Origin of the sequence: Miltoncostaea oceani (genome assembly GCF_018141545.1) — a bacterium.
In the GTDB taxonomy this organism is placed as follows: Bacteria; Actinomycetota; Thermoleophilia; order Miltoncostaeales; family Miltoncostaeaceae; genus Miltoncostaea; species Miltoncostaea oceani.
On the sequence record NZ_CP064356.1, the window covers coordinates 2379630 to 2404281 of the forward strand.

The window sequence follows — 24652 nt, forward strand, 5'->3', positions numbered from 1 at the left end:
CCCCCCGCACCACCTCACAGCGGGGTAGCGCCTACGTTGAGACGGGACTCTCGCCCGAGGCATCGCGGGGCGCGCCGCGGACACTCACCGGGTCGCCGCCACCCTGCGGGGACGACGGTCGAGGTCGGCGGGAGAGCCATCCCGGGCGGGATGATCTACGTCGGCCGCCGTCTTGCCGCCGCCAGCGGCCTCGGGGTGGAGCCCGCCCTGATCGATTCGTCCCTGAAGATCAACTGACGCAACGTCGGCCGCGCCGGGCGGGGCCTCGACTAGTGGCCGCGCTACGAGGCGGTCCCACCTGAGACGAGAGCGGCGTACCTGACGTGGCTCATCGAGGGGGCGCTCCGATCCTGTCGCCCCGATCGGGTTCGTCTTTCTCTTCTTCTACGGGTCGGAGCGGCGGGTCCTCGTCGATCTCGGCCTGGCTGCGGCAGGACCTGACGTCGAAGAGGTGGCGCGTGAGGTCCGTCGCCTGCGCGCCATCCACGCAGGCCAGGCAAGGAGATGGGAAAGACAGGACGCTCACCGACGGACGATAGCCCGCGGAGGTGCGAATCCCTCCACTGCTTCCTCCACTGCGCCGAGCGCGTCGGCGCGTGCGTAATCGTCACTCAACGCCCAAGGCTTTGTGGCCGGGGCGTGGGTGGCACAACAGATATGACCTGCAAATCGTGTCGGTAGCATGAAGCCGGAGAGGGGACTCGAACCCCTGACCTGCCGCTTACAAGGCGGCTGCTCTACCAGCTGAGCTACTCCGGCACGGGTCCCATCATCCCAGGCCCTGCCGCGGCCGCTCAGCCCGGGCGGCGGGCGATGACGTCGATGAGGGCGGAGAGCCCCGAGTGAGCGGGGCCCTCGTCCACCTCGGCCTCGTACGCGAGGAGCATCTCGACGTCGAAGGCGGCGAGCTCCTCGCGGAGCTGGTCCTCGGTGTAGAGCTGGTCGGGGATCCGGGGGCCGCCGGTGCCGTGGGCGAGCTGGCCGAGGGAGTAGCCCTCCAGGAGCAGGACGCCCCCGGGCCGGAGGGCACGGAGGATGTCCGCGAAGAGGCGGCGCCGCACGTCCGGCTCCGCGAACTGGACGAAGATCGCCGCGACGACGTCGTACACGTCCGCCGGCCACCGCCACTCCTCCACCCCGGCGACGTCGTAGTGGACGGCGACACCCCGCTCCGCCGCGAGGCGACGGGCCTTCGCCACCCCCACCGGCGAGCGGTCGAACGCATCCACCGCGAAGCCCTGCTCCGCGAGCCACACCCCGTTGCGGCCCTCCCCGTCGGCGACGCACAACACGCGGGCGTCCTCCGGGATCACGTCACGGCACCGCACCAGGAACTCGTTCGGCGCCGTGCCGAACAGGTAGCCGTCCCCCGCGAAGCGCGCGTCCCAGTCGGGGGGCGCGCGACGGGCCGCGGGCTCGTCGTGGCGGTCGGGCATCCCGGCCGAGGGTAGCCGCGGGACGGCGGCCCGTCACCCCGGCGGGCCCGACGGCGGCACGATCGCCCCGGATCCGTGATGTGGATGGGGTTGACGCCGGACACCCCGCTTCGTGAGGATCGCGCGGCTGCCGACGAGAAGGGGTGGAAGGTGGCTGACGCAACGCCGTCGGACCCGGAGTCCATCCGGGAGAGGGTCCGGCGCCTCATGCCGCGCCTGCGCGCGGACCTCGACGCCCTGGTGCGCATACCGTCCGTCTCGGGCGCCGGACGACCCGAGGCCCCGCTGCTCGAGGCGCACGACCTCGTCGCCCGCCTCTTCCGCGACGCGGGCGTCGATGTCACGACCCTCGAGCTGCCGGACACGGCGCCCATCGTCATGGGGGGGATCCCCGCCCCACCCGGCGCCCCGACCGTCCTCCTCTACAGCCACTACGACGTCGTCCCCCCCGGCGACGAATCGCTGTGGACCTCCCCGCCGTTCGAGCCGACCGAACGCGACGGCGCCGTCTACGGACGCGGCGCCGCCGACACCAAGTCGAACATCATCGCCCACGTCGGCGCCCTCCTCGCGTGGGACGGCCGCCCGCCCGTCGGCGTCAAGATCATCATCGAGGGGGCGGAGGAGATCGGCGGCGGGGCGCTCACGCCCTACCCGCCGCAGCACCCCGAGCTCTTCGCCGCCGACGTCATGATCATCGGCGACATGGGCAGCGTCCGGCCCGGCACGCCCACCCTCACCGTCGCCCTCCGCGGCATGGCGAACGTCACGGTCGAGGCCCGCACCCTCGCCTCCGCGAAGCACAGCGGCCAGTACGGCGGCGCCGCGCCCGACGCCCTCCTCGCCCTCGTCCAGGCGCTCGCGACGCTCCACGACGAGAACGGCGACGTCGCCGTGCCCGGCCTGCTGCGCGAGGAGTGGACCGGCGGCGGCGAGTCCGAGGAGGAGTTCCGGGCGCTCGCCGAGATCGCCGACGGCCAGCCGCTCATCGGGACCGGCGGACTGGGATCCCGGATCTGGTCGGGCCCCGCGATCACCGTCATCGGCATCGACGCCCCCAGCGTCGACGGGGCCGTCAACGCCGTCTCGCCGTACGCCCGCGCCCGGCTCAACGTCCGCGTCCACCCCCGGCAGGACGCCCGCGAGGCCCAGGCCGCGGTCGTCGCCCACCTCGCGGCGCTCACGCCGTTCGGCGTCCGGCTCGACGTCCACGCCGCCGAGACCGGCCAGGGCTTCGCGGCGCGCACGTCCAGCCCCGCCTACGAGGCCGCCCGCGCCGCCTGGACCGCGGCCTGGGGGGCCGAGACCGTCACCGTCGGCAGCGGCGGCTCGATCCCGCTCGTCAGCTCCCTCAGCCAGGCCGTCCCCGACGCCGAGGTCCTGCTCGTCGGCACCACCGACGGCTACGCCAACATCCACGGACCCGACGAACGCGTCCTCCTCGACGAGCTCGAGAAGGCGACGATCGCCGAGGCCGACTTCCTCGGCCGGCTCGCGGCGGTCCACGCCGCCGGTGGGGCCGCGTGAGCGCGGCCACGGCCGCGCCGCCCACCGGCGACGGGGCCTCACCGGGGGCGATGCAGAAGGTCCTCGACGTCGTCGAGCGCGTCGGCAACAAGGTCCCCCACCCCGCGATCATGTTCCTCGCGCTCTGCGCGATCGTGATCGTCCTCTCCCAGGTCCTCGCGTGGGCCGGCGTCAGCGCCACCTACGAGCTCGCGAAGCCGCCGCCCGTCGCCCTGGAGGAGCAGTACGTCGGCGGGTCCGTCGCGCCGATCGAGGTGTTCCCCGCGGAGCCCGCCGACGTCGAGGACTACGAGATCGTCCAGGAAACCGCCGAGGTCGAGGGGCTCCTCACCGTCGACGGCGTGCGCTTCCTGTTCACGTCGTTCGTCGGCAACTTCATGGGCTTCACCGCGATGGGGATCATCCTCATCGTGATGATCGGCGTCGGCCTGGCGGAGGCGTCCGGGCTGATCGCCGCGCTCATCCGCAAGCTCGTCGCGATCTCGTCCGTCGGCGCCCTCACGTACATCATCGCCGGCCTCGGGGTGGTGTCGAGCATCGCCTCCGACGCCGGATACCTCGTCCTCATCCCCCTCGGGGCGGTGGCGTAACGGGCGCGACCCGCATGACGTCGCGCATCGGCCGGAAGACGTCAGGCCCCCCAACGAGTCGATCGCACTCGTCGAGCCGGGGCGCACCATCGACCTCACGGCGAACCTGTGGTTCGGCATCGTTTCCACGATCCTCATCACGGTGCTCTGCGCCGTCGTCACCACGCGCCTCGTCGAGCCGCGCCTCGGCGCCTACGACACGAGCGAGGCGAGCGCCGAGGTCGACGACGACGACGCGGCCGCCGTGTCGCCCGAGGCGGAGGCGCGCGGCCTGCGGTACGCCGGGCTCGCGGTGCTCGGCGTGATCGTCGTCATCGGCGCCCTCACCGCGCCCCCCGGCGCGCCCCTCCCCGACGCCGACACCGGCGCGGTCATCGGCACCTCGCCGTTCATGGACAGCCTCATCGTGATCATCACGCTGATGTTCTTCGCGGCGGGGCTCGGCTACGGGCGGGGCGCCGGCACGCTCCGCACGAGCGGCGAGGCCATCGACGCGATCACGAGGTCGTGGGCGAGCCTCGCGACGCTGCTGCTCCTGTTCCTGCTGATCGCGCAGTTCATCGCGTACTTCAACTACTCGAACATGGCGCAGGTCGCCGCCGTCCAGCTCGGAGACCTCATCGAGTCGGCCGACGTCGGCTCGGTGTGGCTGCTGCTCGGGGCGATCCTCATCACCCTCGCCGTCGGGATCATCATCCCCCAGGCGATCGCGAAGTGGGCGCTGCTCGCCCCGATCTTCATCCCGCTGTTCCTGCGGATCGGGGTGGAGCCCCAGACGGTGCTCGCCGCCTACCGGGTGGCGGACTCCCCGATGAACATCGTGACGCCGATCATGGCCTACTTCCCCCTGATCGTCGTGTTCGCCGCCCGGTACGTCCGGTCGTCCGGCATCGGCACCGTCATCGCCCTGATGCTCCCGTACTTCGTCGCGCTCGCGGTGGTCTGGACCCTGTTCTTCCTGCTCTGGTACGTCGCGGGGATCCCCCTCGGACCGGGCGCGCCCGTCTGACGGAAGGTCCACCCCGCCCGGGCACGCTAGATTTGTGGTGATGCACGCCCCGCCCACCATCCTCCCGGGACCCAGAGAGGGAGACGGGCGGACATCCGCGCGGCGCTGAGGCGCGCGCCCGGCGGGGCGCTGGCGTGGACCGCGGTGGCGAGCGCCGTCGCGGGGTTCGTCGCATGCCTCGCCGGTCGGATCGCCGGCGGGGGCGGGATCGACGTCGCCTGGGCGCCGACGCTCGGCCTGCGCCTCGACCTCGCCTTCGACGGCCTCGGCGCCCTCTACGCGCTGCTCGCCACCGGCATCGGCGCCGCGGTCTTCGTCTACGGCGCCGGGTACCTGCCGCTCCACCTGCGGCACGAGGGCCGCCCCGCCCGCGAGGCCTGGCGGTTCTGGCCGTGGATGGTCCTGTTCATGGCCGCGATGGTCGGCCTGGCGTGCGCGCGGGACCTCGTGCTGCTGTTCGTCCTGTTCGACCTGACGGCGGTCGCCTCGTACTTCCTCATCGGGTTCGACCGCGAACGCCGCGAGGCGCGCGGCGCCGCCCTCATGGCGATGCTGGTCACCGGCATCAGCGCCGTCGCCCTGCTGATCGGGGCGGTGCTGCTGTACGGCGAGTACGGGACGTTCTCGCTGCCGGAGCTGATCGAACGGGCCGAGCCGACCGGCACCACCACCGCCGCCGCCGCGCTGATCGCCGTCGCGGCGCTCGCGAAGAGCGCCCAGGTGCCGCTGCACTTCTGGCTGCCGCGCGCGATGGCGGCCCCGACCCCCGTCTCCGCCTACCTGCACTCCGCCGCGATGGTCGCCGCCGGGGTCCTCGTGCTCGGCCGGGTCCACCCGCTCCTCGCGCTCGACGACCGCGTCCTCGACGGGCTCCTCGTCATCGGCCTCGCGTCGGTGGTGGTGGGTGGCCTGCTGGCCCTCGCCCAGGACGAGCTGAAGCAGATCCTCGCCCACTCCACGATCTCCCAGTACGGCTACGTGGTGGCGATGTACGGCATCGGCGGCGAGGCCGGGGCGGCCGGGGCCGCCCTCTACGTCGTCGCGCACGCCGTCGCCAAGAGCGCGCTGTTCATGACGGCGGGGACGGTGACCGAGGCGACGGGCGAGTCGCGGCTCTCCCGGCTCGGGGGGCTCGGCCGGCGGATGCCGGTGCTCGCCGTCGCCAGCGGCCTCGCCGCCGCCACGCTCGCGGCGCTGCCGCTGACCCTCGGGTTCTTCAAGGACGAGCTGTTCTTCGCCGCCGCCGTCGAGGCGGGACCCGTCGTCGCCGCGATGTCCGTCGTCGCGGCGGCCCTCACGTTCGCGTACATCGGGCGCTTCTGGCTCGGCATCTTCACCGGTGCGGCGGGGGCGGAGCCGCACCGGGTGTCGCCCCTCCTCGTCGGCCCCGTCGTCCTGCTCGCCGCCGTCGCCGTCGCCGGGGGGGTCGTCGTCGAGCCGTTCGCGCTCCTGGCCGAGGGGGCCGCGGCCGTCACCCACGGCGGCCCCGTCCCCGTCGACCCCGCCTACCACCTCGACACCCGGGCCGAGAACCTGATGGCCCTCGCGGCCTATGCCCTCGGCGCGCTGGTGCTGCTCGCGTCCGGCGCCCGCCACGCCGTCGTCGCCGCGGTCGGCCGCGCCGGCGACGTCGCCGGCCCCCGGCGCCTCTACGGGTCGGCGCTGAGCGCCGTCAACCGCTGGTCCGACGGGCTGCACGGCGCGGAGGTCCGCGACCTCCGCAACAGCATCGCCGCCGTCCTGCTGCCGACCGGCGTCCTCATCGCCATCGCCTTCGCGATCACCCCCACCGAGGACGTCTACCGCATCGGCGACGTCGACCCCGGCGACCTGCCGATGATCGTGCTGCTCGTCCTCGCGATCGCGGCGGCCGTCACCGTCGCCCGCGACGACGGACGCGTCCGGCCGGTCCTCGCGCTCTCCGTCCTCGGCTTCGCCCTCGCCGGCGTCTACGCCATCGTCGGCGCGCCCGACGTCGCGCTCGTCGCCCTCGTGGTCGAGTCGGTCGTGACCCTCGCGTTCATCGGGGTCTTCTCCCGGCTGCCCTCCACCGAGCCCGACGAGGCGCCCCGCCCGCGGCGGCGGTCGATGCCGTCCCGCAACGTCATCGCCGGTGTCCTCGCCGGGCTCGCGGCGTTCGCCGCGATCTGGGCGGCCCTGTCGCGCACCAGCGTCGCCGACGGCGACGCCGCCAAGCAGATCGCCGCCACCCCGTCCGCGCACGGGGGCGACGTCGTGACGGTGACCCTCGCCGACTTCCGCGGCCTCGACACCATGGTGGAGATCACCGTCCTCGCGGTCGCCGTCGTCGGCGTCGCGAGCCTGCTGCGCCGCGGCGGGAGGACATGGTGAACCCGATCCTCGAGGTCATCGCGCCGCGGCTCCTCGGCCCGGCCCTGATGTTCGCCGCCGCGATCATCGTGAAGGGCTACACCGACGTCGGCGACGGCTTCAGCGCCGGCGTCGTCGTGACCCTCGCGATCGCCCTCCGCTACATCACCCTCGGCGGCGAGCTCACCGAGCGCAGCCTCCCCGTGCTGCGGCACGCGCCGGTCGTGGCGGCGGTGGGCCTGCTCATCGCCCTCGCGGTCGGCTTCGCGGGGATCGCGATGGGCGACGCGCCGTTCACCCACTACCCGGGCCCCGGCCAGGACGTCGTCACGATCGGGACCCTCGAGATCATCACCGCCGTCGCCTTCGACATCGGCCTGTTCATGCTCGTCACAGGCGCCCTCGTCACCCTCGTCCACCACCTGGCCCGACTCGTGCAGGCGACCCCCGGATGACCCTCGTCTTCGCGCTCGCCGCGTCCACGCTGTTCGGGATCGGCGCCTACCTCGTGCTCAACCGCGACCTGCTGCGCGTCGTGCTCGGCATCGTCCTCGTCTCCCAGGCCGCGACCCTCACCCTGATCGCGTCCGGGCTGACGCGGGGCGCCGCCCCGATCTACCCGCTCGTCGGGTCGTCGGTGAGCGACCCGCTCAGCCAGGCGATGGCGCTGACCGCCCTCGTCATCGGCCTCGCCGTCACCGCCCTCCTGCTCGCCCTGGTGCTGCGCGTCGTGCGCGCGTACCGGTCGAACGCCCTCGACGACGTCGCCCAGGAGGAGGCCGCCCACGCCGAGCGCCTCGAGCGGCGCGACGCCCGGGCGCACGAGGACGAGGAGGCGGCGGCCCGGTGAACGCCCTCGTCATCGCGCTCCTCGTCCCCTGGGCGACCGGCGCCGTCCTCGTGCTGCTCGACGGGCGGCGACCCGCCGTCGGGTGGATCGCCGTCGGCGCCCTCGCCGTCAACGTCGTCGCCCTCGCCGTGCTCGCCACGACGGTGCTCCGCGACGGGACCGTCTCGGAGGTCACGGGCGGGTGGCCGACGGGGGTCGGCATCACCCTGCGGACCGACGCCCTCGGGGCGATCTTCGCGTGCCTCTCGGCCGTCGCGGTGCTCGCCGCGATGGTCCACGAGGTGCTCGACGGCGTCCGCGAGCGCGTGTTCCCGGGCGTGGTGCTGCTGCTCGCGACGGGCCTCACCGGGGTCTTCCTCACCGGCGACCTCTTCAACTTCTACGTCTTCTTCGAGCTCGCGATGACGGCGGCGTACGTCCTCGCCACGTACGGCGGCGGCCGCCGCGAGCTGAGCGCCGCGCTGGTGTTCACGAGCGTGAACCTGCTCGGCACCTTCGTGTTCCTGCTCTCCGTCGCCGGCGTCTACCACGTCACCGGGTCGCTCGACATGGCGACCATCGCGGAGCGCATGCAGGACGTCGAGCCCGCCGCGGCCGTGATGATCGCGATCGGCTTCTTCGCCGCGTTCAGCGTCAAGCTCGGGCTCTTCCCCTTCCACTTCTGGCTGCCGACCGTCTACACCGCCTCCCGGCCGGCGGTGGCGGCGATCCTGAGCGGCGGCCTCGCGAACATCGGCGCCTACGGCCTGCTGCGGTTCGGGGGCGAGCTGTTCCCCCGCGAGCTGGAGTTCGCCTCCGTCGGCCTGATCGTCCTCGGCTCCGCCTCGATCCTCTACGGCGGCCTCCTCGCCGTCTCCCGCCGGACCTCGGGGGAGATGCTCGCCTACTCGGCGATCGGCCAGGTGGGCTACGTGCTGATGGCGATCGGGGTCGGCGGGCCGATCGGCTTCGGCGCCGCCATCCTCTACACCGTCGTGAACGCCCTTAACAAGACGCTCCTGTTCCTCACCGCCCGCATGCGGGGCGCCATCGTCAGCGCCGTCTTCGTGCTCGGGGCGATGAGCGTCATCGGCATCCCCCCCGCCGCGGGCTTCGTCGGCAAGCTCGAGCTGTTCCGGGCCGTCGCCGACGAGCCGGCGCTGATCGCCCTCGTGTTCGTCGGCGGCGCCCTCTCGTTCGTCTACGCTCTGCAGGTCTACCAGTACGACTTCTGGCGCACGCCGGGACGCGGCCCCGGGCCGGACGCCTCCCGCGGCCAGAAGGCGGTCGTGGTGGCCCTCGCCCTCGTCATCCTCGCCGGCGGCCTGTGGCCCGAGCCCCTCCTGTCGCTCAGCCACGACGCCGCGGCGACCCTCGCGGGACCGCAACCGTGATCGGCGTCGTCGTGCGCGGCGCCGCGCTGACCTCCATCTACCTCCTGGTGCTGACGAGCGTCGCGTGGGGCGACGTGCTGGTCGGCGCGGTGATCGGGCTGGGCCTCGCCCTCGCCCTGCGGCCGCGCCGCCCCTCCCGCGGGCTCCGCGACTCCCTCGCGTTGACGCTCGCGATCGCCGAGGCCCTGGCACGGACCGCTGTCGAGACCGTCATCGGGAGCTGGCGGGTGGTGCGCTTCTGCCTCGGCGCGCGCAGCTCGCCCGGCTTCGTGGAGGTGCAGCGGGAGGACCGCAACCGCCACGAGCTGGCCTTCTGGGGGCTCCTCACCGGCGCGGCCCCCGACGAGGTCGTCGTCGACGTGGACCCCGCCCGCGGGGTGATGCTCGTGCACATGGTCGACGCCGACGACGCGGAGCACGTGCGGGAGCGCCACCGCCTCGGCCAGGAGCGGTGGCGGCACCGGGTGGTGCGCTGATGCCGGACCTCGCGCTCGACATCGCGTTCGCGTGGGCGACCCTACTGCTCTTCGGCGGTGGGCTGCTGCTGCTGCGCGCCCGCGACGCGATGCACCGGATCCTCGCGCTCGACGTCCTCGTCTCGATCGTCGTCGCCCAGCTGACGATCCTGTCGTACTCGCGGGACGTCTCGTACTACATCGACGCGGCGCTCGCGCTCGCGCTGCTGTCGTTCACGGCGACGCTCGTCGTCGCGCGCTACGTCACCCGAGGGCGGCCGTTCTGATGGGCGCGGTCCTCGACGTGCTCGGCATCGGCCTGATGATGCTCGGCCTGCTGCTCGCCACGATCGGCCTCTACGGGATGCTCCGCATGCCCGACGTGTTCCACCAGGTGCACCCGGCGGGCCTCGTCACGGGCCCCGCCGTGGTCCTGGTGCTGCTCGCCTCCCCCGCGACGCGGAGCGCCGAGATCGTCACGAGCGCCATCCTCGTGATCGTGTTCCTGCTGATCACCTCCCCCCTCGCGGGTCACGCCATCGCCCAGGCCGCGCGGCGGCGCCGGGAGCGGCGGGAGCAGGACGAGGAGGCCTGACCGGGGGGACCGGTCCGGCGATTCAGGACGGCCCCCCGGGCGGCCGATGGGACGTGGACGCCGGACACGCCGGCGTGTGAGCCCCAGGAGGAACCCCGTGAAGCACCGTCTGGTGACCCGCAGCGACTTCGACGGCCTCGTCTGCGCCGTCCTGCTGCGCCATCTCGACCTGATCGACGACATCGCCTTCGTCCACCCGAAGGACGTCCAGGACGGCGTCGTCGAGATCACCGGGCGGGACATCCTCACCAACCTCCCGTACGCGCCGCAGGCGTTCATGGTCTTCGACCACCACGCCTCCGAGGCGACGCGCACCGGCGGCGACGCCGAGAACCACCGCATCGTCACCGACGCCCCCTCCGCGGCGCGCGTCGTCTACGAGCACTTCGGCGGCGCGGAGCGCTTCCCGCAGGTCTCGGCGGAGCTGATGGAGGCCGTCGACCAGGCCGACTCCGCCGCCTACGACCGCGACGACATCCTCGCGCCGTCCGGCTGGACGCTCCTCAACTTCCTGATGGACAGCCGCACCGGCCTCGGCCGGTTCCGGGACTTCCGGATCTCGAACTACGACCTGATGATGGACCTCATCGACGCGTGCATCCGGCACGACACGGTCGACGAGATCCTCGCCCTGCCGGACGTGCAGGAGCGGGTGCGCCTCTACACCGAGCAGACCGACCTGTTCGTCGCCCAGCTGCGGCGCACGAGCCGCCTCGAGGGCGACGTCGTGGTGGTCGACCTGCGCGACGAGGAGGTCATCCACGCCGGCAACCGCTTCATGGTCTACGCCCTCTTCCCCGAGGCCCGGGTGTCGGTGCACGTGATCTGGGGCCGCGAGAGGCGCAACACCGTCCTCGCGGCTGGCCGGTCGATCATCGACCGCTCCTCGACCGCCGACATCGGCGCGGTGATGCTGGGCCACGGCGGCGGCGGGCACGCCGCCGCGGGGACCTGCCAGGTCCCCCACGAGCGCACCGACGAGGTCCTCGCGGACGTCATCGCGGCGCTCGGCACCCCCGTCGCGGTGGGGTGACGCACCGGGGCCCGGGCGGCGTGTCCGCCCGGGCCCCGCGCCCGTCCCCCGGCGGCGTCAGCGCAGCGGGATGTCCACGCCGCGCTCCGACTCGGGACGCGGCCCGAGGATGCGCCGCTCCGACTCCGCGATCTCGACGTCGTTGATGCTGGCCTCCCGCCGCGTCATGTAGCCGAGGTCGTCGAACTCCCACAGCTCGTTGCCGTAGCTGCGCCACCACGTGCCGGACGCGTCACGCGACTCGTACTGGTAGCGCACCGCGATGCGGTTCCCCTCGAACGCCCACAGCGACTTGCGCAGGGCGTAGTCGATCTCGCGCTCCCACTTCTCGGTGAGCAGCCGGGCGATCTCCTCGCGACCGGTCACGAACGACTCGCGGTTGCGCCACACCGAGTCCTCGCTGTAAGCGAGGGCGACCCGGGCGGGGTCGCGGGTGTTCCATCCGTCCTCGGCGGCCTGCACCTTGGCCGCGGCGGTCTCGCGGGTGAACGGCGGGACGGGCGGGCGGGGATCCATCGCTGCTCCTTCGGGTCGACCGGGATGGTGCCGGTCTACCACGACCGGGCCCGCCGGGGGGACGGCGCCTACGCCAGGCGGCAGCAGCGCACCCGCTCACCCGCCGCCAGGTGCTCCGCCTCGGCGGGGATCACCGCGAGGTGGGTGGCGCCCGCCAGCGAGGTGACGTCGTGCGACGCCTGCCGGGACATGGGTACGAGCGCGCCGTCGCGTTCGCGGCAGCGGATCAGCTCGGTGCGGGGCGTCGCGGCACGGTAGGCCACGGCGAGGGGCATCCGCGTGTCCCAGTCGTCGTCGACGCTGAGGAGCGGGCGGGCGAAGGCGTGGAAGCAGACGGCCGCCGACACCGGGTTCCCCGGCAGGCCGATCGCGACCTGCGCCCCCCGCACCCCGAGCCACAGCGGGTGCCCCGGGCGGATCTGCACGCCGAACAGGGTCTCCCGCACTCCGACGGCGGCGAAGGCGGGGCGCAGGTGGTCGTGCGGGCCCACCGAGACGCCGCCCGTGGTGACGACGAGGTCGGGGGCGGGGTCGGCGTCGAGGGCGGCGGCGAGCGCCGCGACGGTCGCGTCGCGGTCGTCGGGGATGAGCCCGCTCGTCAGCACCTCGGCCCCCGCCGCGCGCGCCTGGGCGGCGATGCCGGGGCGGTTCGCGTCGTAGACCTGGCCGGGGGCCAGCACCCGGTCGGGCCCGACGACCTCGTCGCCGCTGCCGAGCACGGTCACCCGCAGGCGCCGGTCGCAGAGCGCCTCGCCGAGCCCCATCGCCGCGATCGTCGCGATCTCGTGCGCCGCGACCCGGTGGCCGGCGGGCAGCAGCAGGTCGCCGCGGCGCACGTCCTCGGCGCGGGCGCGCACGAACGCCCCGGCCGGCGGGGGCGTCCGCGCGACGACCACGTCCCCGCGGTCGTCGGCGTCCTCCTTCCGCAGCACCGCGTCGAGCGCGTCCGGGAGGACGGCGCCGGTGGAGATGCGTATCGCCTCGCCCGGCCCGACGTCCCCCGTGAACGGGACACCCGCGCGGCTCTCCCCCACCAGCCGCAGCGGCCGCCCGCCGGCGGCGTCGGCGGCGCGCACCGCGAACCCGTCCATCGCCGAGTTCGTGAACGCGGGGTTGTCGACGCGGGCCCGCAGGTCGCGCGCCAGCCGCCGTCCGGTCAGCCCGTCGAGCGGCACCGTCTCCGGTTCCGGGAGCGGCGCCCGTGACCGCATCTCCTCGCGGGCCTCGTCGAACGTGACGTTCCGCAGGCTCATCCCAGGTCGCGCCTCAGCCGCAGCACCCGCGCGACGGCCGCCTCGGCCTCGACCCGGTCGAGGGTGCCCCTCCGGATCTCGCGGGACACGGCCCCCGCGGCGGTGACGCCGGGCGCGTACCCCGTGTGGATCAGCAGGTCGGACCCGGCCCCCGCGGCCCGCACCGCCACCGTCCCGGGACCCCCGACGGGGGCGAGGGCGGGGGTGTCGAGGGCGTCGGTCACGGTGACGCCCCCGAACCCGAGCTCGTCGCGCAGCAGGTCCGTGGAGATGGCGCGCGACAGGGCGGCGGGCCGTCCCGGGTCGAGCGCCGGGTAGACGGCGGTGCCGAGCATGACGACGGGGACGTCGTGGGCGATCAGCGCGCGGAAGGGGCGCAGGTCGACGCGGCGCAGCTCCTCCGCGCCGAGGCGGATCCGCACCGGCGCGACGTCGGTGGAGACCGTCGCCGCCCCGATGCCCGGGAAGTGCTTCGCGGCGGCGGCCACCCCGGCGTCGCGGAGCCCGGCGGCGAACGCGACGGTCACCGACGCCACGCGACCCGGCGCGGTCCCGAAGACGCGGCCGTCGCGGGCGAGCGCCGACCCGGGACGGGCGACGTCCGCGACCGGCGCGAGGTCGAGGTTCACGCCGACCCCCGCCAGCAGGCGCCCCGTCGCCCGGCCCGCGGCGCGGGTCGCGGCGACCCCGTCGGCGCCCATCCGCTCCGCCGAACGGGTCGGCGGGCCGTCGAGGCGCCGCACCAGCCCGCCCTCCTGGTCGATCATCACCAGCAGGGGCTCGTCGAGCGCGGCCGGCCGGCGGATCGCCTGGAGGCGCCGCACCAGGTCGCGCGCCGCCGCCCGCGTCGGCGTGTTGCCGCCGAGCAGGATCACGGCACCCGCCTCGCCCCGGCGGATGCGCCGCACCAGGTCGGCGGGCGGCCGGGTCCCCGGGAAGCCGAACACCATCCGCTGCCCGGCGAGCTGGGCGGGCGTCAGCTCGGCGAGCCGCGTCGGGGCGACCGAGGCCGGGGGCGCGCCCGCGGCGGCCCCGGCCAGGGTGAGGGCCACCAGGGCCCCGGCGACGCCCAGGATCAACCTGAATCCGTTGGAGATCGTGGATGCGGGGCGCGAGAGCGCCGCGTCAGGCGGGATTCGGCGTCGCACCGCGAGGGTGACCCCTGCGGTCGCGCCGAATCCCGTATGGCGCGAGCGATCTCGTGCATCCGCGCCGCGAGATGCGACGGGTTCAGGATGGGTCCCGGTCCCGCTCGGCGAATCCGAGGGAGGCCGAGTTGATGCAGTACCGCAGGCCCGTCGGCGCGGGGCCGTCGGGGAACACGTGCCCGAGGTGCGCGCCGCACCCGGAGCACACGGCCTCGACGCGCACCATCCCGTGGCTGCGGTCCTCGCGTCCCTCGACCGTCGCGGGGTCGGTGGGCTGGAAGAAGCTCGGCCAGCCCGTCCCCGACTCGAACTTCGTCTGCGCGTCGAACAGCGGCGTTCCGCAGCAGACGCAGGTGTAGACCCCGTCCTCGTGGTGGTCCCAGTACTCGCCCGTGAAGGCCCGCTCCGTGGCGCCCTGCCGGGCCACGGCGTACTGCTCCGGGGTCAGCCGCTCACGCCACTCGGCGTCGCGCGCATCCGTCTCGTCGGCCATGTCGCCTCCGGCATCGTCGGTGTCGTCCCGTCACCAATGTGGCACACGCCGGGTCCCCCGCGACCTCACGGCTGCAGGATCGGGTCCGGCGGGCCGACGAACCTGGTGTGACGCGACGCATCCTCCTGCCCGCCGCCGCCGCGCTGGCCCTCCTCTGGGGAGCCGGCGTGGCGGTGGCAGCGTCGCCGCCACCACCGCCTCCGCCCCCCGCCGTCCCGGCCCCGGCCGTCGCGCCCACCCCGGTGGCGCCCGCCGCCCCGGTCGCGCCCGCCCGGGGCGCCGCGCCCGTCGCCCCCGCCGCCCCGACCGGCGGCCTCGACGCCTGGGCGCTCCCCTCCGCGAAGCGGCTGTCGGCGCTCTGGCCCGAGCTGGCCGGCGCCGACCTGTCGCGCGACGCCACCCGCGGCGACCTCGACCGCGCGGTCGGCATCCTCACGGGCGTCGCCCCCGCCAGCCCCGACCCGGCCGCGCCGGCGAGCGCCTGGACCGTCAACCTGCGCATGGTCCGAGCCCTCGGCCTCGAGCCGGAGCTGCGCGGCCTGGCCCGCATCACGATCGCGAGCGGCCAGCGCCTGCGCATGCCCCGCAACGCGCCGAGCGAGCTCCTCGCCCGCGAGGCGGGACTCGTCTACAACCGGCCGGCCACGCAGGACGCCCGCGAGCGCTCCCGCGGCGAGGCCGTGCGCCTCGCCGACGTCGTCTACGCCCTCGACCGGGCACGGATGGTCGGCTCGTGGCAGCGCGCGAGGCTCGCCCGCTACCGCAGCATCAGCCTCCCCGCGATGACCCCCCAGCGGTTCGCGGCGGTGCAGGCGGCGTTCTGGCAGGTCGGCCAGCCCTACATCTGGGGTGGCGACTGGCCGGGCGTCCGCTCCCCCTGGGGCGCGCAGGGACACGGCGGCTTCGACTGCTCGGGTCTCGTGTGGTGGGCGTACAAGGGCCGGACCGCCGCCGCGCAGATGTCCCTCGGCACCGGCCTCCTCGGGCGCACCGCCGACGCGATGGCGTTCGAGCGCCCCACCGAGCGCGTCCCCGTCGCGGCCCTCGCGCCCGGCGACCTCGTCTTCTTCGGCGCGGGCGGCCCGGCGGCCCGCAAGGGCACGATAGGCCACACCGGCATCGCGGTCGGCAACGGCTGGATGATCCACTCCTCCGGCTCCCGGGCCGGCGTCGCGCTCAGCCACCTCGACGACTACTGGCCGTCGGCGACCGCGTTCGGACGTCGCATCACCCAGCTCGGTCCCTAGAGCCGGATCCGTCGCGCGGCGGTAGCCTGCGCCGATGCCGAAGGGTGCCGCCGACCCGCTCCGCCGCGAGATGGCGACGATGGTGCTCTACGTCGCCGTCGTGCTGCTCGCCACCGTCGTCGCGATCCCCTCCGGCGACCTCGCCGACGACGCCGAGGTGATTGCGATCCTCTGGGGCGCCGCGGCGGGGCTCGCCGCCGCCCACTGGTTCGCGTTCCACCTGGCGGCCCAGCTCTACTCCGGCGGGTCGGTCGAGCGGGAGGACGTCGTCAGCGGCGCGGCCCAGGTCGCCGCCGCCCTCGGGGTCGCGCTCGTCGCGACCCTCCCGATGCTGCTCTTCGGCGACCGGGTCGGCGCCGGCTCGGCCGTCATCGTTCTCGCCGGGATCATCGCCGCCATCGGGTACACGGCGTCACGCGCCGCGGGCCTGGGGCGGCACCTCGCGGTGCTGCGGGCCGCGGCGACCGTCGCCGCCGGGGTGGTGGTCGTGGCCGTCAAGGTCGCGCTCGGCCACTGACGACCGCCGCCGCCTAGCCGCTGCGCAGGAAGGCGAGCACCGCCAGCACCCGGCGGTGCGACCCCTCCGCCCGGCCGAGGCCGAGCCTGCGCTGCCTAAGCGGTTCGCGACCTCTAGACTTTCGCCATGCCTGACCAGTACAGCGCAAGCAAGAAGTCCCTAGCTGGACTTCTCTCGGGCAATGACATCTCCTCGATTGAAGTCCCGGACTGGCAGCGCTCCTATGCCTGGGACCGCGCAGAGCACGAACTCTTCTGGGCCGATCTGCAGGGTTTCGCAGACTCTTACCCGAGTGCGGACCTAATTGCCGACAGGGAGTACTTCCTCGGTTCGGTGGTTCTGGTCACGCGAACGGGTTCAGCTTTGTTGCTTGACGGTCAGCAACGGCTCGCCACTGCCACGATCCTTCTTTCGTCCATCCGGGACGCACTTCGTCCGCTACGCCCAGACGCAGCGGTTAGGACGCAGGACAGATACATCGCACGCTACGACGACGCACGGCAGGAGACGTCTTACGCTCTCACTCTTAGCCGGTTTGACCGCGAATTCTTCAGACAAGAGATTCAGGCACCTCGCGTGGAGGATTGGGTAGCACCGCGCGCCTCACTCGCGTCTCAGAAGCTCATCAGGAAGGCTCGGGCGTACTTTGATGCGGCGATAGCGGACTTGGGCGTTGGCGTTGCTCCGGACCACTACGCTCAGATAATCTTGTGGATTCGCACGGTGCTGACGGATCACATGTCCGTCATCGCCGTGACGAGCGACGATGAAGACAACGCTGCATCGGTGTTTGAAACGCTCAACGACCGCGGCATCGGTCTTTCTACGCCCGACCTACTCCGAAACCTACTCCTCCGGCGCGCCGCAGCAGCACACCGAGAGTCCATCATGGTCAACTGGGAGGACGTACAGGACCTTTCCGAGTACGGTGCGCCGCGGGTAGAGGATTTCATTAGACATTTCTGGACCTCTCGCTATGGCGATCCGAAGGCGAAGGCCCTATACCGTCTCATTCGACGACGTTTGGAACAGGACGACATTCAGTCTCTCGCGTTCAGCCAGCAATTGGCGGCCGACGCCGAAGTCTACGAGGGACTGCTCGCCGGCAGAGACGTTGATTCTGGATTCCAGTCAGTCCTTGCGTCCCTGCGGACTCTCCGCGCCCACGCTGCCTATCCTTTGCTTCTCAGTGCCAAGGCCACTTTGAGTCCCGACGGCCAAGTGGCCGTCGGACGGAGCGCGCTGAGCCTGATCGTCCGCCACTCGATCGTGGGACAACGTGAGGGGACCCTGCTCGAGGCTGTTCTTTACTCCGCCGCCGTCGCGCTGCGGACGTCGGCAGATGTCGTAGAGACCCGGCTAACTCTTGAGAGTTTTGCGCCGAACGATGCGGCGTTCGTAAGTGCCTTCTCGACGGTTTCGCTGGGCAGGATATTTCAAGCAGCATACGTGCTTCGCGGCCTCGAGGAGTATCTGAGGCCCGACGACAACGAGGTACAGACCCCGGCTAACGTGAACGTTGAGCATATTTATCCCAAGACTCCTGACGCCGAGGCCTGGGAGGCTTGGCCAGAGGACAGTGTTGACCACGTCAACAGGCTAGGCAACTTAACGCTGCTGGCTCAACGGCCGAATAAGGCGATACGTAACGGAGGCTTCGACCTCAAGAAGGAGAGGGCTTACGCGGCCTCGGCCCTTGTCCTGACGCGCAGCCTATTAGCTCACACTGAATGGACCCCCGCTGCCGTCGAGGAGAGGCAACGTGAACTGGCAGTGCACGCTCCTCGGATCTGGCCACTAGAGGTGAGCACGGGTCGCGTGTAGCTGCCGCGCTCTCTTTCACCCGCTGCGCAGGAAGGCGAGCACCGCCAGCACCCGCCGGTGCGACCCCTCCGCCCGGCCGAGGCCGAGCTTGCCGAAGATGTTCGAGACGTGCTTCTCGACGGCGCCCTCGGTGACGACGAGCGCCGCGGCGATCGCGCCGTTGGACCGCCCCTCCGCCATCAGCTCCAGCACCTCCCGCTCCCGCGGGGTCAGCTCCCCCACCGGCGACGCCGGCCCGCGGCGGGCGACGAGCTGGGAGACCACCTCGGGGTCGAGGGCCGTCCCCCCCGCCGCGACCCGCCGGACGGCGTCGACGAAGTCCGCGGGGTCGGCGATCCGCTCCTTCAGCAGGTAGCCGATCCCCCCGGCCCCGTCGGCGAGCAGCTCGACGGCGTAGGTCTGCTCGACGTACTGGGAGACGACGAGCACGGCGGTGCCGGGGACCCGCCGCCGGGCCTCGAGCGCGGCCCGCAGTCCCTCGTCGCGGAACGACGGCGGCAGGCGCACGTCGACGACCGCGACGTCGGGGCGCTCGCGGACGACCGCCTCCACGAGGGCGTCGCCGTCCTCGACGGCGGCGACGACCTCCATGCCGTTGTCGCGGAGCAGGCGGACGATGCCGTCGCGGAGCAGCGCCAGGTCCTCCGCGATCACGACGCGCACGGGATCACCGCCTCGATGGTCGTGCCCGCCCCGGCCGGGCTGGTGACGCGCAGCACCCCGTCGTGGGCCTCGACCCGGCGCCGCATCCCGACGAGGCCGTCCCCGTCGGGGTCGGCCCCGCCGACGCCGTCGTCGGTGACGCGCACGCGCAGCCGGTCGCGGTCGCGGACGACGGCGACCTCCATCGCGGTGGCGCCGCTGTGCTTCGCCGCGTTCGCGATGGCCTCCGACACGACGAAGTAGGCGGCGGCCTCGAGGGGCGGGTCGAGCCGTTCGCGCACGTCCACCTCCAGCCGCAGCGGGATGCGGCTCGCGCCCGAGAGCGACCCGAGCGCGGCGGCGAGGCCGCGATCCGTGAGGACCGCCGGGTGGATCCCCCGCGCCAGGTCGCGCAGCTCGACGAGGGCCCGCTTGGCCTCCTCGTGCGCCCCGGTGACCAGGGTGCGTGCCTCGTCGGGCGCGCCGTCGAGCTTCTCGCGCGCCATGCCGAGGTCCATCGCGAGCGACACCAGCCGCGCCTGCGCGCCGTCGTGCAGGTCGCGCTCGATGCGCCGCAGCTCCGCGGCCTGGGCGTCGACCGCCCCGGCCCGGGTGGCCGTGAGGGTGTCGATGCGCTCGGCCATCTCGTCGCGCTCCCCGACGCCGAGCACCACCCGCAGGGCGTGCAGGCCGACGATCACGGCGAGCCCGATCAGCACCCACACCGGCCAGAAGTACGACCCCGGGGTGGTGAAGAGCCAGATCGCGACCGTGAACGTCCCCATCGCGCCGCAGACGCCGGCGGTGCGGGCCAGCGCCACCCCGCGCGGCCCGGCGTCGGGCAGCGCCCACGGGGCGCCGACGATGACGGCGTGGATCGCGAGGATCGTCCCGAGCGGGACGAGGGTCCAGAACGGCCAGAAGTAGCCGCCGGGCGTCGTGGCAACCCAGATCACGACGAGGATCAGGTTGACGGCGGCGTACGCCGCGGCGTGGAACCCGAGCCCGCGCATCGCGTTCCGGCCCGGCCGCGGGACGCGCACGCCCGGCCCGCGCGGCGGCCGCCGCGGCGCGGGGTCCGTCGCGGGCCCGAGGACGCCCCGCGCGATCCGGATCCAGAGCTCGCCGACGGCCTGCACCAGCGGCACCGACAACGCGAGCACCAGCAGCCCGAGCGGCAGCACGAGGATCGCCTCGGTCAGCGTGTCGACCGACCAGATGCCGATGTCGATCGGCGATGCGTGGAAGAAGGTCACCGCGGCGGTCATCTGGACGCCGGCGCCGACCACCGCGATGACGAGCACCGCGAGCGGCAGCCCGACGACGAACCGCAGCATCAGGAACGCCTGGTCGCGCCAGCTCGCCGCGTCGGTCGCCAGCGACCTCAGCGTCGCGAGGAGCGAGCCGCGGTGCAGCCCGTGGCCGGGGCGCGCGGTGCGCACCCCGACCAGCGACTCCATCAGCCGGCGCTCGAGCTCGGCGAACACGCGGGCCCCCGCGGCCACCCCGAACAGGATGGGGAGGCCGAGGAGGGTGATCGCCAGGCCGAGGCCGAGCGACCACCCGACGACGAGGAACACGAACCAGGCGGTGCCGAGCGGGATCGCGCTCGCGAGGAGCGCGAGGCGCCGCGGGGCGCGGCCGTCCCGGAGCGGCGCGATGACGTGGCGGTGGACGAGGCTCATCGCAGGCCACCGATCGTACGAGCCGCCGGCCGGGGGCGCACCCGAACGACCCGCGCGAGCCCGTGCGGCATCGTCCAGTTGCGTTCCCCGGCGAGGCGCATCAGCGCGGGGACGATGAGGCACCGCACGAGGAGGGCGTCGACCGCGACGGCCGCGGCGAGGCCGAACCCGAACTCCTTCATGCCGACGTCCGAGCCGGCGATGAACCCGCCGAACGCGACGATCATGATCATCGCCGCGGTCCCGACGACCCGGCCGGTGCCCGCCAGCCCGCCGCGGACGGCGTCGATGTTGGCGGCGCCGTCGTCGCGCAGCTCGCGCATCCGCTCCACCAGGAACACCTGGTAGTCCATCGAGATGCCGAACAGGAACGCGAACAGCATCACCGGCACCCACAGCGCGATGCCGCGGACGTCGTGGTCGACGCCGAGGATCCCCCCGCCGAACCCTCGTTGGAAGACGAGGTACAGCAGGCCGTACGTCGCGAGGAGCGACACGCCCGACAGCACGACCGCCATCAGCGGGATCAGCCACGACCGGAACGCCCGCATCAACGCGACGAGCGTCAGCACCAGCACACCCGCCACGAGCCAGGGGAACGGCCCGTAGAGCGCGTCGGTGAACTCGTTCGTGACGGCGGGGGCGCCGGTCAGCAGCACCTCGCCGCCGGGCACGATCGCGGCGACGTCCTCCTTGCGGTCGGACATCAGGGCGTTCAGCGCCCGCGCCGAGGGCGACATCTCGTCACCGTGCGGCGCGACCTGCATGAGGGCGAACCGGCCGCTCGCGTCGACGAGCCCCTGCCCGGCCGCGGCGCGGAACGCCGCGGGGTCGGTGGTGGTCGGCCACGTGACGCCGCTGACGACGCCCGCCTCGGCCCGCAGGCCGTCCGCGACGCCGGCGAGCGACGAGATGGTCGCCGGGTCGTAGGCGCCGCCGGGGCGGCCGGTGTCGATGACGTAGACGTTCGGGTTGAAGGTCCCGCCGAGCTCGTCGCGCACCAGCAGCCCCGCCTGCGTGGACTCGAGGCCGGGGGAGTCGGCGAGCTGGTCCTGGTGGATGCTCATGCCGCCGGACTGGCCGGCGAGCGCCAGGAGGCCGACGAGCACCACGGCCGCGACCGGGATCGCCCGGCCGGTGACGGCCCGGGCGATCGGACCCCAGACGGCCGCCTCCCGCAGGCGCCAGCGCCGCGAGTAGACGCGCAGGGAGTCGACGCGCGGCCCGAGGGCGGCGAGCGTCGCCGGAAGGATGGTGAGGGCGCACAGGACGGCGGCGACCGGCACCAGCATCCCGCCGACGCCGAGCGACCGCATGAACGGGACGGGCAGCGCGACGAGCACCGCGAGGCCGATCGCGACGGTGACGCCCGACAGCAGCACGGCGCGGCCGGCGGTGGCGACGGTCCGCCCGGTGGCGGTCACGCGGTCCGCGCCGCCCCGGATCTCGTCGCGGAAGCGGGAGACGACGAGCAGCGAGTAGTCGACGCCGAGGGCCACGCCGACGAGCGTGATGACGTTGGTGACGAGGTCGGCGATCTCCATCCCCTGACCGGCGACGTAGGTCCCGGCCATCGCGAACGTGATCGCGACGCCCGCCATCAGCAGGGGCAGCAGGGCGCTGACGGCGCTGCCGAAGAAGACGAGCAGGATCAGCAGCGCGACCGGCAGCACGATCATCTCGGCGCGGGCGAGGCTGTCCTCGACGCCGGGCTCGATGTCGTGGCTCATCGCGGCGTCGCCGCCGACGAGGGTCGGGGAGAAGCCGGGCGGCGTCCCGATCGCGTCCCGGATCGCGGGGACGAGGTCCATCGCCTCCTGCTCGCCGAGGGGGTACGAGAGGGTCGCGAAGGTCATGTGGCCGTCCTGGCCGACCATGTCGCGGCTGCCGGTGTCGAAGTACGACACGACGCGCGTGCCGGGCACGAGCGCCGCGGCGCGGCCGAGCGCCGCCGTGACCGCCGCCCGGTACCCGGGGTCGTCGACGGTCAGGGTCGGGTGCCGGAACACCGGCTGCACGTCGGAGGTCTCCCGTCCATCGGAGAAGTGCTCCTCGACGAGCGCGATCCCGCGGGCCCCCTCGGAGCCCGGCATCGACTGCTCGGAGGTGGTGACCTCGCCGAGCCGGCCGGAGAGGACGACGGCCCCGACGAGCAGGACCAGGAACAGCGGGATGACGATCCAGCGGCCACGGGCCATGCGGCGTCCGTGGCGTTCGAGCAGCGGGGGTCGCGGGGGTGGCATGGGGCTCCTCCCAGGGGTCGGCGGGTGCACCCCGACCCTCGGTCAGCGGCGCCCGCGGTCCCATGGGGGGTCCCGGCGTCCCGCGCTCCCGGCTCCCGGCGTCCCGGGGGTGGGGTTGTCCCCACCCCGTGGACGCCCGGTCCTCCCGCCGGCGTCCGCCCGCACGTGGGCGATCAGGGCGCGAGGACCTCGCAGCCCGCGGCGGCCGCGGCGACCATGAGCGCCTCCACGTCCGGCTCGCCGGCGGCCGGCGGGAGGGTCCGGGAGGGCGCCGGGACGCTCGTCGCGCGGACGAACCCCTCGAACCCGCCCGGCGTGCAGATGAAGAGCATCCGGCACCCCTCGGGGCCGGCCGTGTAGCGGTGCGGCACGTCGCGCGGGCCGACGGCCAGCCCACCCGGCCCCAGCTCGACCCGCGCGTCCCCCACCTCGATCGTCACCGACCCCTCGATGACGTAGAAGGTCTCGTCCTCGCGGTGGTGCACGTGCAGCGGCGTGCGCTCCCCCGGCGGGGCCGTCACCTCGATCACGCTGAGCGCCCCGCCCGTGTGCCCGGCGCCCGCCAGGATCACGGCGAGGCCACCGAGCCACCACCGCGCCTCCCCCGTCGCCGCCCTGTCGACCGTGCGCTGGTCCATCTCCGCCTCCCGTGGTCGTGACGGACCGGACGCTAGAGCGGGTCGCGGGGCGTGTCCCTCCCAGGAAGGTGGTAATACGATCGGGCCGTGGGTCGGCTCGCCGAGGAGCGTGCGCGGATGCGGATCGCCGGGTTGGCGACCCGCGGCGGAGACCTGGTCTCGCTCTGGCGCGAGGCGACGGAGGTGATCGCCCCCCTCGTCCCCCACATGCACTCCCCGTGCTGGTTCACCCTCGACCCGGCGTCGCTGCTGGCCACGAGCCACTACGAGCAGGGCATCCCCGAGATCCCGCCGGAGTGGCTCGTGCACGAGTACGCCGTGGACGACGCCCTCAAGATGGACGCCGTCGCGCGCTCCCCCCGCGGCGCGGCGACGCTGCACGAGGCCACCGGGGGGGACCCCTCCGCGTCGATCGCCTGGACGCTCTACATGCAGCCGTACGGCGCCGAGCAGGAGTTGCTCGTGGCGCTGCGGACCCCGGCCGGCGACACCTGGGGGATGCTCGGCCTCTACCGCGAGCCGGGGGACCCCGTGTTCTCCGAGGGGGAGATCGGCTTCCTGCGCGCCGTCGCCCCGGACCTGGCGGCGGGGGTGCGGCGGGCGCTGCTCATCGGCGAGGCCGCCGACGGCGACGGGCCGGATGCGCCGGGCGTCGTGGTGCTCGACACGTCCGGCGGGGTGGCCTCGACGACCCCGGCGGGGGAGCGCTGGCTCGCCCTCCTGCCGGGCGGGGGACCCGACGGGCCGCTCCCCGCGGCGGTGCGCGCCGTCGCCGGTCGCGCCCTGCTCGCCGATCGCGACCACCCGGCGGTCGCGCGGGTGCGCACCGTGGACGGGCGGTGGGTGCTGCTGCACGGCGCGGAGATGGAGGTCGAGGGGCGACGCCGGGCGGCGGTCATCGTCGAGCCCGCCCACCCCGCCCGCATCTCCCCGCTCCTCATGGCCGCGTACGGCCTCACGTCCCGCGAGCGGGACGTCACCCGCCTCGTCCTGCAGGGACGCTCGACCGACGAGATCGCCGCCGACCTCGTGGTGTCGCCCCACACCGTGCAGCAGCACCTCAAGAGCGTCTTCGAGAAGACCGGCGTGCGCAGCCGCCGGGAGCTTGTCGCCGGGGTCTTCTTCGCCCACTACGAGCCGCGCCTGCGCGACAACGAACGGCGGGTCGGGCGCGGGGCGCCGGTCCGCGGCGGGCCGGTGGCGGCGCCGCGCCCCGGCCCGGTGTGACCGGCGCCCGACGGGCCGGG

Annotated in this window: 24 protein-coding genes, 1 tRNA gene and 1 pseudogene; 16 read left to right on the plus strand and 10 right to left on the minus strand. The window is 73.8% G+C overall.

Going from position 1 to position 24652, the window contains the following annotated elements; translation table 11 throughout:
• Window positions 1-343: 343 nt before the first annotated feature.
• Window positions 344-604 (plus strand): annotated as a pseudogene (locus IU369_RS23850) (TerB N-terminal domain-containing protein); the annotation flags it as partial.
• Between the two features lie 82 nt (window positions 605-686).
• Here IU369_RS23850 and IU369_RS12220 read toward each other — a convergent pair.
• Both IU369_RS12220 and IU369_RS12225 read right to left on the minus strand, forming a co-directional pair.
• Window positions 687-759 (minus strand) — tRNA-Thr (locus tag IU369_RS12220).
• 35 nt (window positions 760-794) lie between these two features.
• A complete protein-coding gene (locus tag IU369_RS12225) occupies window positions 795-1436 on the minus strand; it encodes a class I SAM-dependent methyltransferase (RefSeq protein ID WP_217921260.1) in 642 nt (213 codons plus the stop codon).
• Window positions 1437-1643: 207 nt separating this feature from the next.
• On the opposite strand from IU369_RS12225, the gene IU369_RS12230 reads away from it, so the two are divergent.
• The 11 genes from IU369_RS12230 (at window position 1644) to IU369_RS12280 (ending at window position 11199) form a co-directional block, all read left to right on the plus strand.
• Window positions 1644-2963, plus strand: coding sequence for a M20/M25/M40 family metallo-hydrolase (locus IU369_RS12230; protein ID WP_425516823.1), 1320 nt, complete (start codon window positions 1644-1646; stop codon window positions 2961-2963).
• On the plus strand, window positions 2960-3553 hold the full coding sequence (locus IU369_RS23605; protein ID WP_217921262.1) for an AbgT family transporter: 594 nt from the start codon (window positions 2960-2962) through the stop codon (window positions 3551-3553). The genes IU369_RS12230 and IU369_RS23605 overlap by 4 nt, the downstream gene beginning before the upstream one ends.
• Before the next feature lie 118 nt (window positions 3554-3671).
• Entirely contained in the window at window positions 3672-4562 is an 891-nt protein-coding gene (locus IU369_RS23610) for an AbgT family transporter (RefSeq protein WP_343233241.1), read from the plus strand.
• A gap of 144 nt (window positions 4563-4706) precedes the next feature.
• Window positions 4707-6914, plus strand: a complete 2208-nt coding sequence (gene mbhE, locus IU369_RS12245) for a hydrogen gas-evolving membrane-bound hydrogenase subunit E (protein ID WP_217921263.1) — start codon at window positions 4707-4709, stop codon at window positions 6912-6914.
• Complete coding sequence (locus tag IU369_RS12250) at window positions 6911-7348, plus strand: MnhB domain-containing protein (RefSeq protein ID WP_217921264.1); 438 nt, start codon at window positions 6911-6913, stop codon at window positions 7346-7348. Before mbhE ends, IU369_RS12250 begins: the two co-directional genes overlap by 4 nt.
• Window positions 7345-7743: a sodium:proton antiporter gene (locus IU369_RS12255; protein WP_217921265.1), complete on the plus strand. Its 399-nt coding sequence runs from the start codon at window positions 7345-7347 to the stop codon at window positions 7741-7743. The genes IU369_RS12250 and IU369_RS12255 overlap by 4 nt, the downstream gene beginning before the upstream one ends.
• Window positions 7740-9116 carry a complex I subunit 5 family protein gene (locus tag IU369_RS12260; RefSeq protein WP_217921266.1) on the plus strand — a complete coding sequence of 459 codons (1377 nt, stop codon included), beginning with the start codon at window positions 7740-7742 and terminating at the stop codon, window positions 9114-9116. The genes IU369_RS12255 and IU369_RS12260 overlap by 4 nt, the downstream gene beginning before the upstream one ends.
• Window positions 9113-9592, plus strand: a complete 480-nt coding sequence (locus IU369_RS12265) for a Na+/H+ antiporter subunit E (protein ID WP_217921267.1) — start codon at window positions 9113-9115, stop codon at window positions 9590-9592. The genes IU369_RS12260 and IU369_RS12265 overlap by 4 nt, the downstream gene beginning before the upstream one ends.
• On the plus strand, window positions 9592-9858 hold the full coding sequence (locus IU369_RS12270; RefSeq protein WP_217921268.1) for an MrpF/PhaF family protein: 267 nt from the start codon (window positions 9592-9594) through the stop codon (window positions 9856-9858). The genes IU369_RS12265 and IU369_RS12270 overlap by 1 nt, the downstream gene beginning before the upstream one ends.
• The gene (locus IU369_RS12275) at window positions 9858-10166 is read left to right on the plus strand and encodes a monovalent cation/H(+) antiporter subunit G (RefSeq protein WP_217921269.1); all 309 of its coding nucleotides are present in this window, start codon (window positions 9858-9860) and stop codon (window positions 10164-10166) included. Before IU369_RS12270 ends, IU369_RS12275 begins: the two co-directional genes overlap by 1 nt.
• Window positions 10167-10263: 97 nt before the next feature.
• Complete coding sequence (locus tag IU369_RS12280; protein ID WP_217921270.1) at window positions 10264-11199, plus strand: exopolyphosphatase; 936 nt, start codon at window positions 10264-10266, stop codon at window positions 11197-11199.
• A 57-nt stretch (window positions 11200-11256) separates the two neighbouring features.
• Here IU369_RS12280 and IU369_RS12285 read toward each other — a convergent pair whose 3' ends face one another.
• The 4 genes from IU369_RS12285 to msrB form a co-directional block, all read right to left on the minus strand.
• Window positions 11257-11715: a nuclear transport factor 2 family protein gene (locus IU369_RS12285; protein ID WP_217921271.1), complete on the minus strand. Its 459-nt coding sequence runs from the start codon at window positions 11713-11715 to the stop codon at window positions 11257-11259.
• Between the two features lie 68 nt (window positions 11716-11783).
• Complete coding sequence (locus IU369_RS12290) at window positions 11784-12968, minus strand: molybdopterin molybdotransferase MoeA (protein WP_217921272.1); 1185 nt, start codon at window positions 12966-12968, stop codon at window positions 11784-11786.
• Window positions 12965-14047 carry a glycoside hydrolase family 3 N-terminal domain-containing protein gene (locus IU369_RS12295; RefSeq protein WP_217921273.1) on the minus strand — a complete coding sequence of 361 codons (1083 nt, stop codon included), beginning with the start codon at window positions 14045-14047 and terminating at the stop codon, window positions 12965-12967. The genes IU369_RS12290 and IU369_RS12295 overlap by 4 nt, the downstream gene beginning before the upstream one ends.
• 151 nt (window positions 14048-14198) lie before the next feature.
• On the minus strand, window positions 14199-14609 hold the full coding sequence (gene msrB, locus IU369_RS12300) for a peptide-methionine (R)-S-oxide reductase MsrB (RefSeq protein ID WP_217921274.1): 411 nt from the start codon (window positions 14607-14609) through the stop codon (window positions 14199-14201).
• A 107-nt stretch (window positions 14610-14716) separates the two neighbouring features.
• Here msrB and IU369_RS12305 point away from each other — a divergent pair, with 107 nt between their 5' ends.
• From IU369_RS12305 to IU369_RS12315, 3 genes are all read left to right on the plus strand, one after another.
• The gene (locus IU369_RS12305; RefSeq protein WP_217921275.1) at window positions 14717-15856 is read left to right on the plus strand and encodes a C40 family peptidase; all 1140 of its coding nucleotides are present in this window, start codon (window positions 14717-14719) and stop codon (window positions 15854-15856) included.
• A gap of 34 nt (window positions 15857-15890) precedes the next feature.
• Complete coding sequence (locus IU369_RS12310; protein WP_217921276.1) at window positions 15891-16373, plus strand: hypothetical protein; 483 nt, start codon at window positions 15891-15893, stop codon at window positions 16371-16373.
• A 126-nt stretch (window positions 16374-16499) separates the two neighbouring features.
• Window positions 16500-18197, plus strand: coding sequence for a DUF262 domain-containing protein (locus IU369_RS12315; RefSeq protein WP_217921277.1), 1698 nt, complete (start codon window positions 16500-16502; stop codon window positions 18195-18197).
• A 15-nt stretch (window positions 18198-18212) separates the two neighbouring features.
• On the opposite strand, the gene IU369_RS12320 is transcribed toward IU369_RS12315, so the two are convergent.
• From IU369_RS12320 to IU369_RS12335, 4 genes are all read right to left on the minus strand, one after another.
• Complete coding sequence (locus IU369_RS12320) at window positions 18213-18860, minus strand: response regulator (protein WP_217921278.1); 648 nt, start codon at window positions 18858-18860, stop codon at window positions 18213-18215.
• A complete protein-coding gene (locus IU369_RS12325; RefSeq protein ID WP_217921279.1) occupies window positions 18848-20524 on the minus strand; it encodes a sensor domain-containing protein in 1677 nt (558 codons plus the stop codon). Before IU369_RS12325 ends, IU369_RS12320 begins: the two co-directional genes overlap by 13 nt.
• Window positions 20521-22767 carry an MMPL family transporter gene (locus tag IU369_RS12330; protein ID WP_217921280.1) on the minus strand — a complete coding sequence of 749 codons (2247 nt, stop codon included), beginning with the start codon at window positions 22765-22767 and terminating at the stop codon, window positions 20521-20523. Before IU369_RS12330 ends, IU369_RS12325 begins: the two co-directional genes overlap by 4 nt.
• A gap of 173 nt (window positions 22768-22940) precedes the next feature.
• Window positions 22941-23405 carry a cupin domain-containing protein gene (locus IU369_RS12335; protein WP_217921281.1) on the minus strand — a complete coding sequence of 155 codons (465 nt, stop codon included), beginning with the start codon at window positions 23403-23405 and terminating at the stop codon, window positions 22941-22943.
• An 87-nt stretch (window positions 23406-23492) separates the two neighbouring features.
• Between IU369_RS12335 and IU369_RS12340 the strand changes: the two genes are divergently transcribed.
• Window positions 23493-24632, plus strand: a complete 1140-nt coding sequence (locus IU369_RS12340) for a helix-turn-helix transcriptional regulator (RefSeq protein ID WP_217921282.1) — start codon at window positions 23493-23495, stop codon at window positions 24630-24632.
• Window positions 24633-24652: the final 20 nt, after the last annotated feature.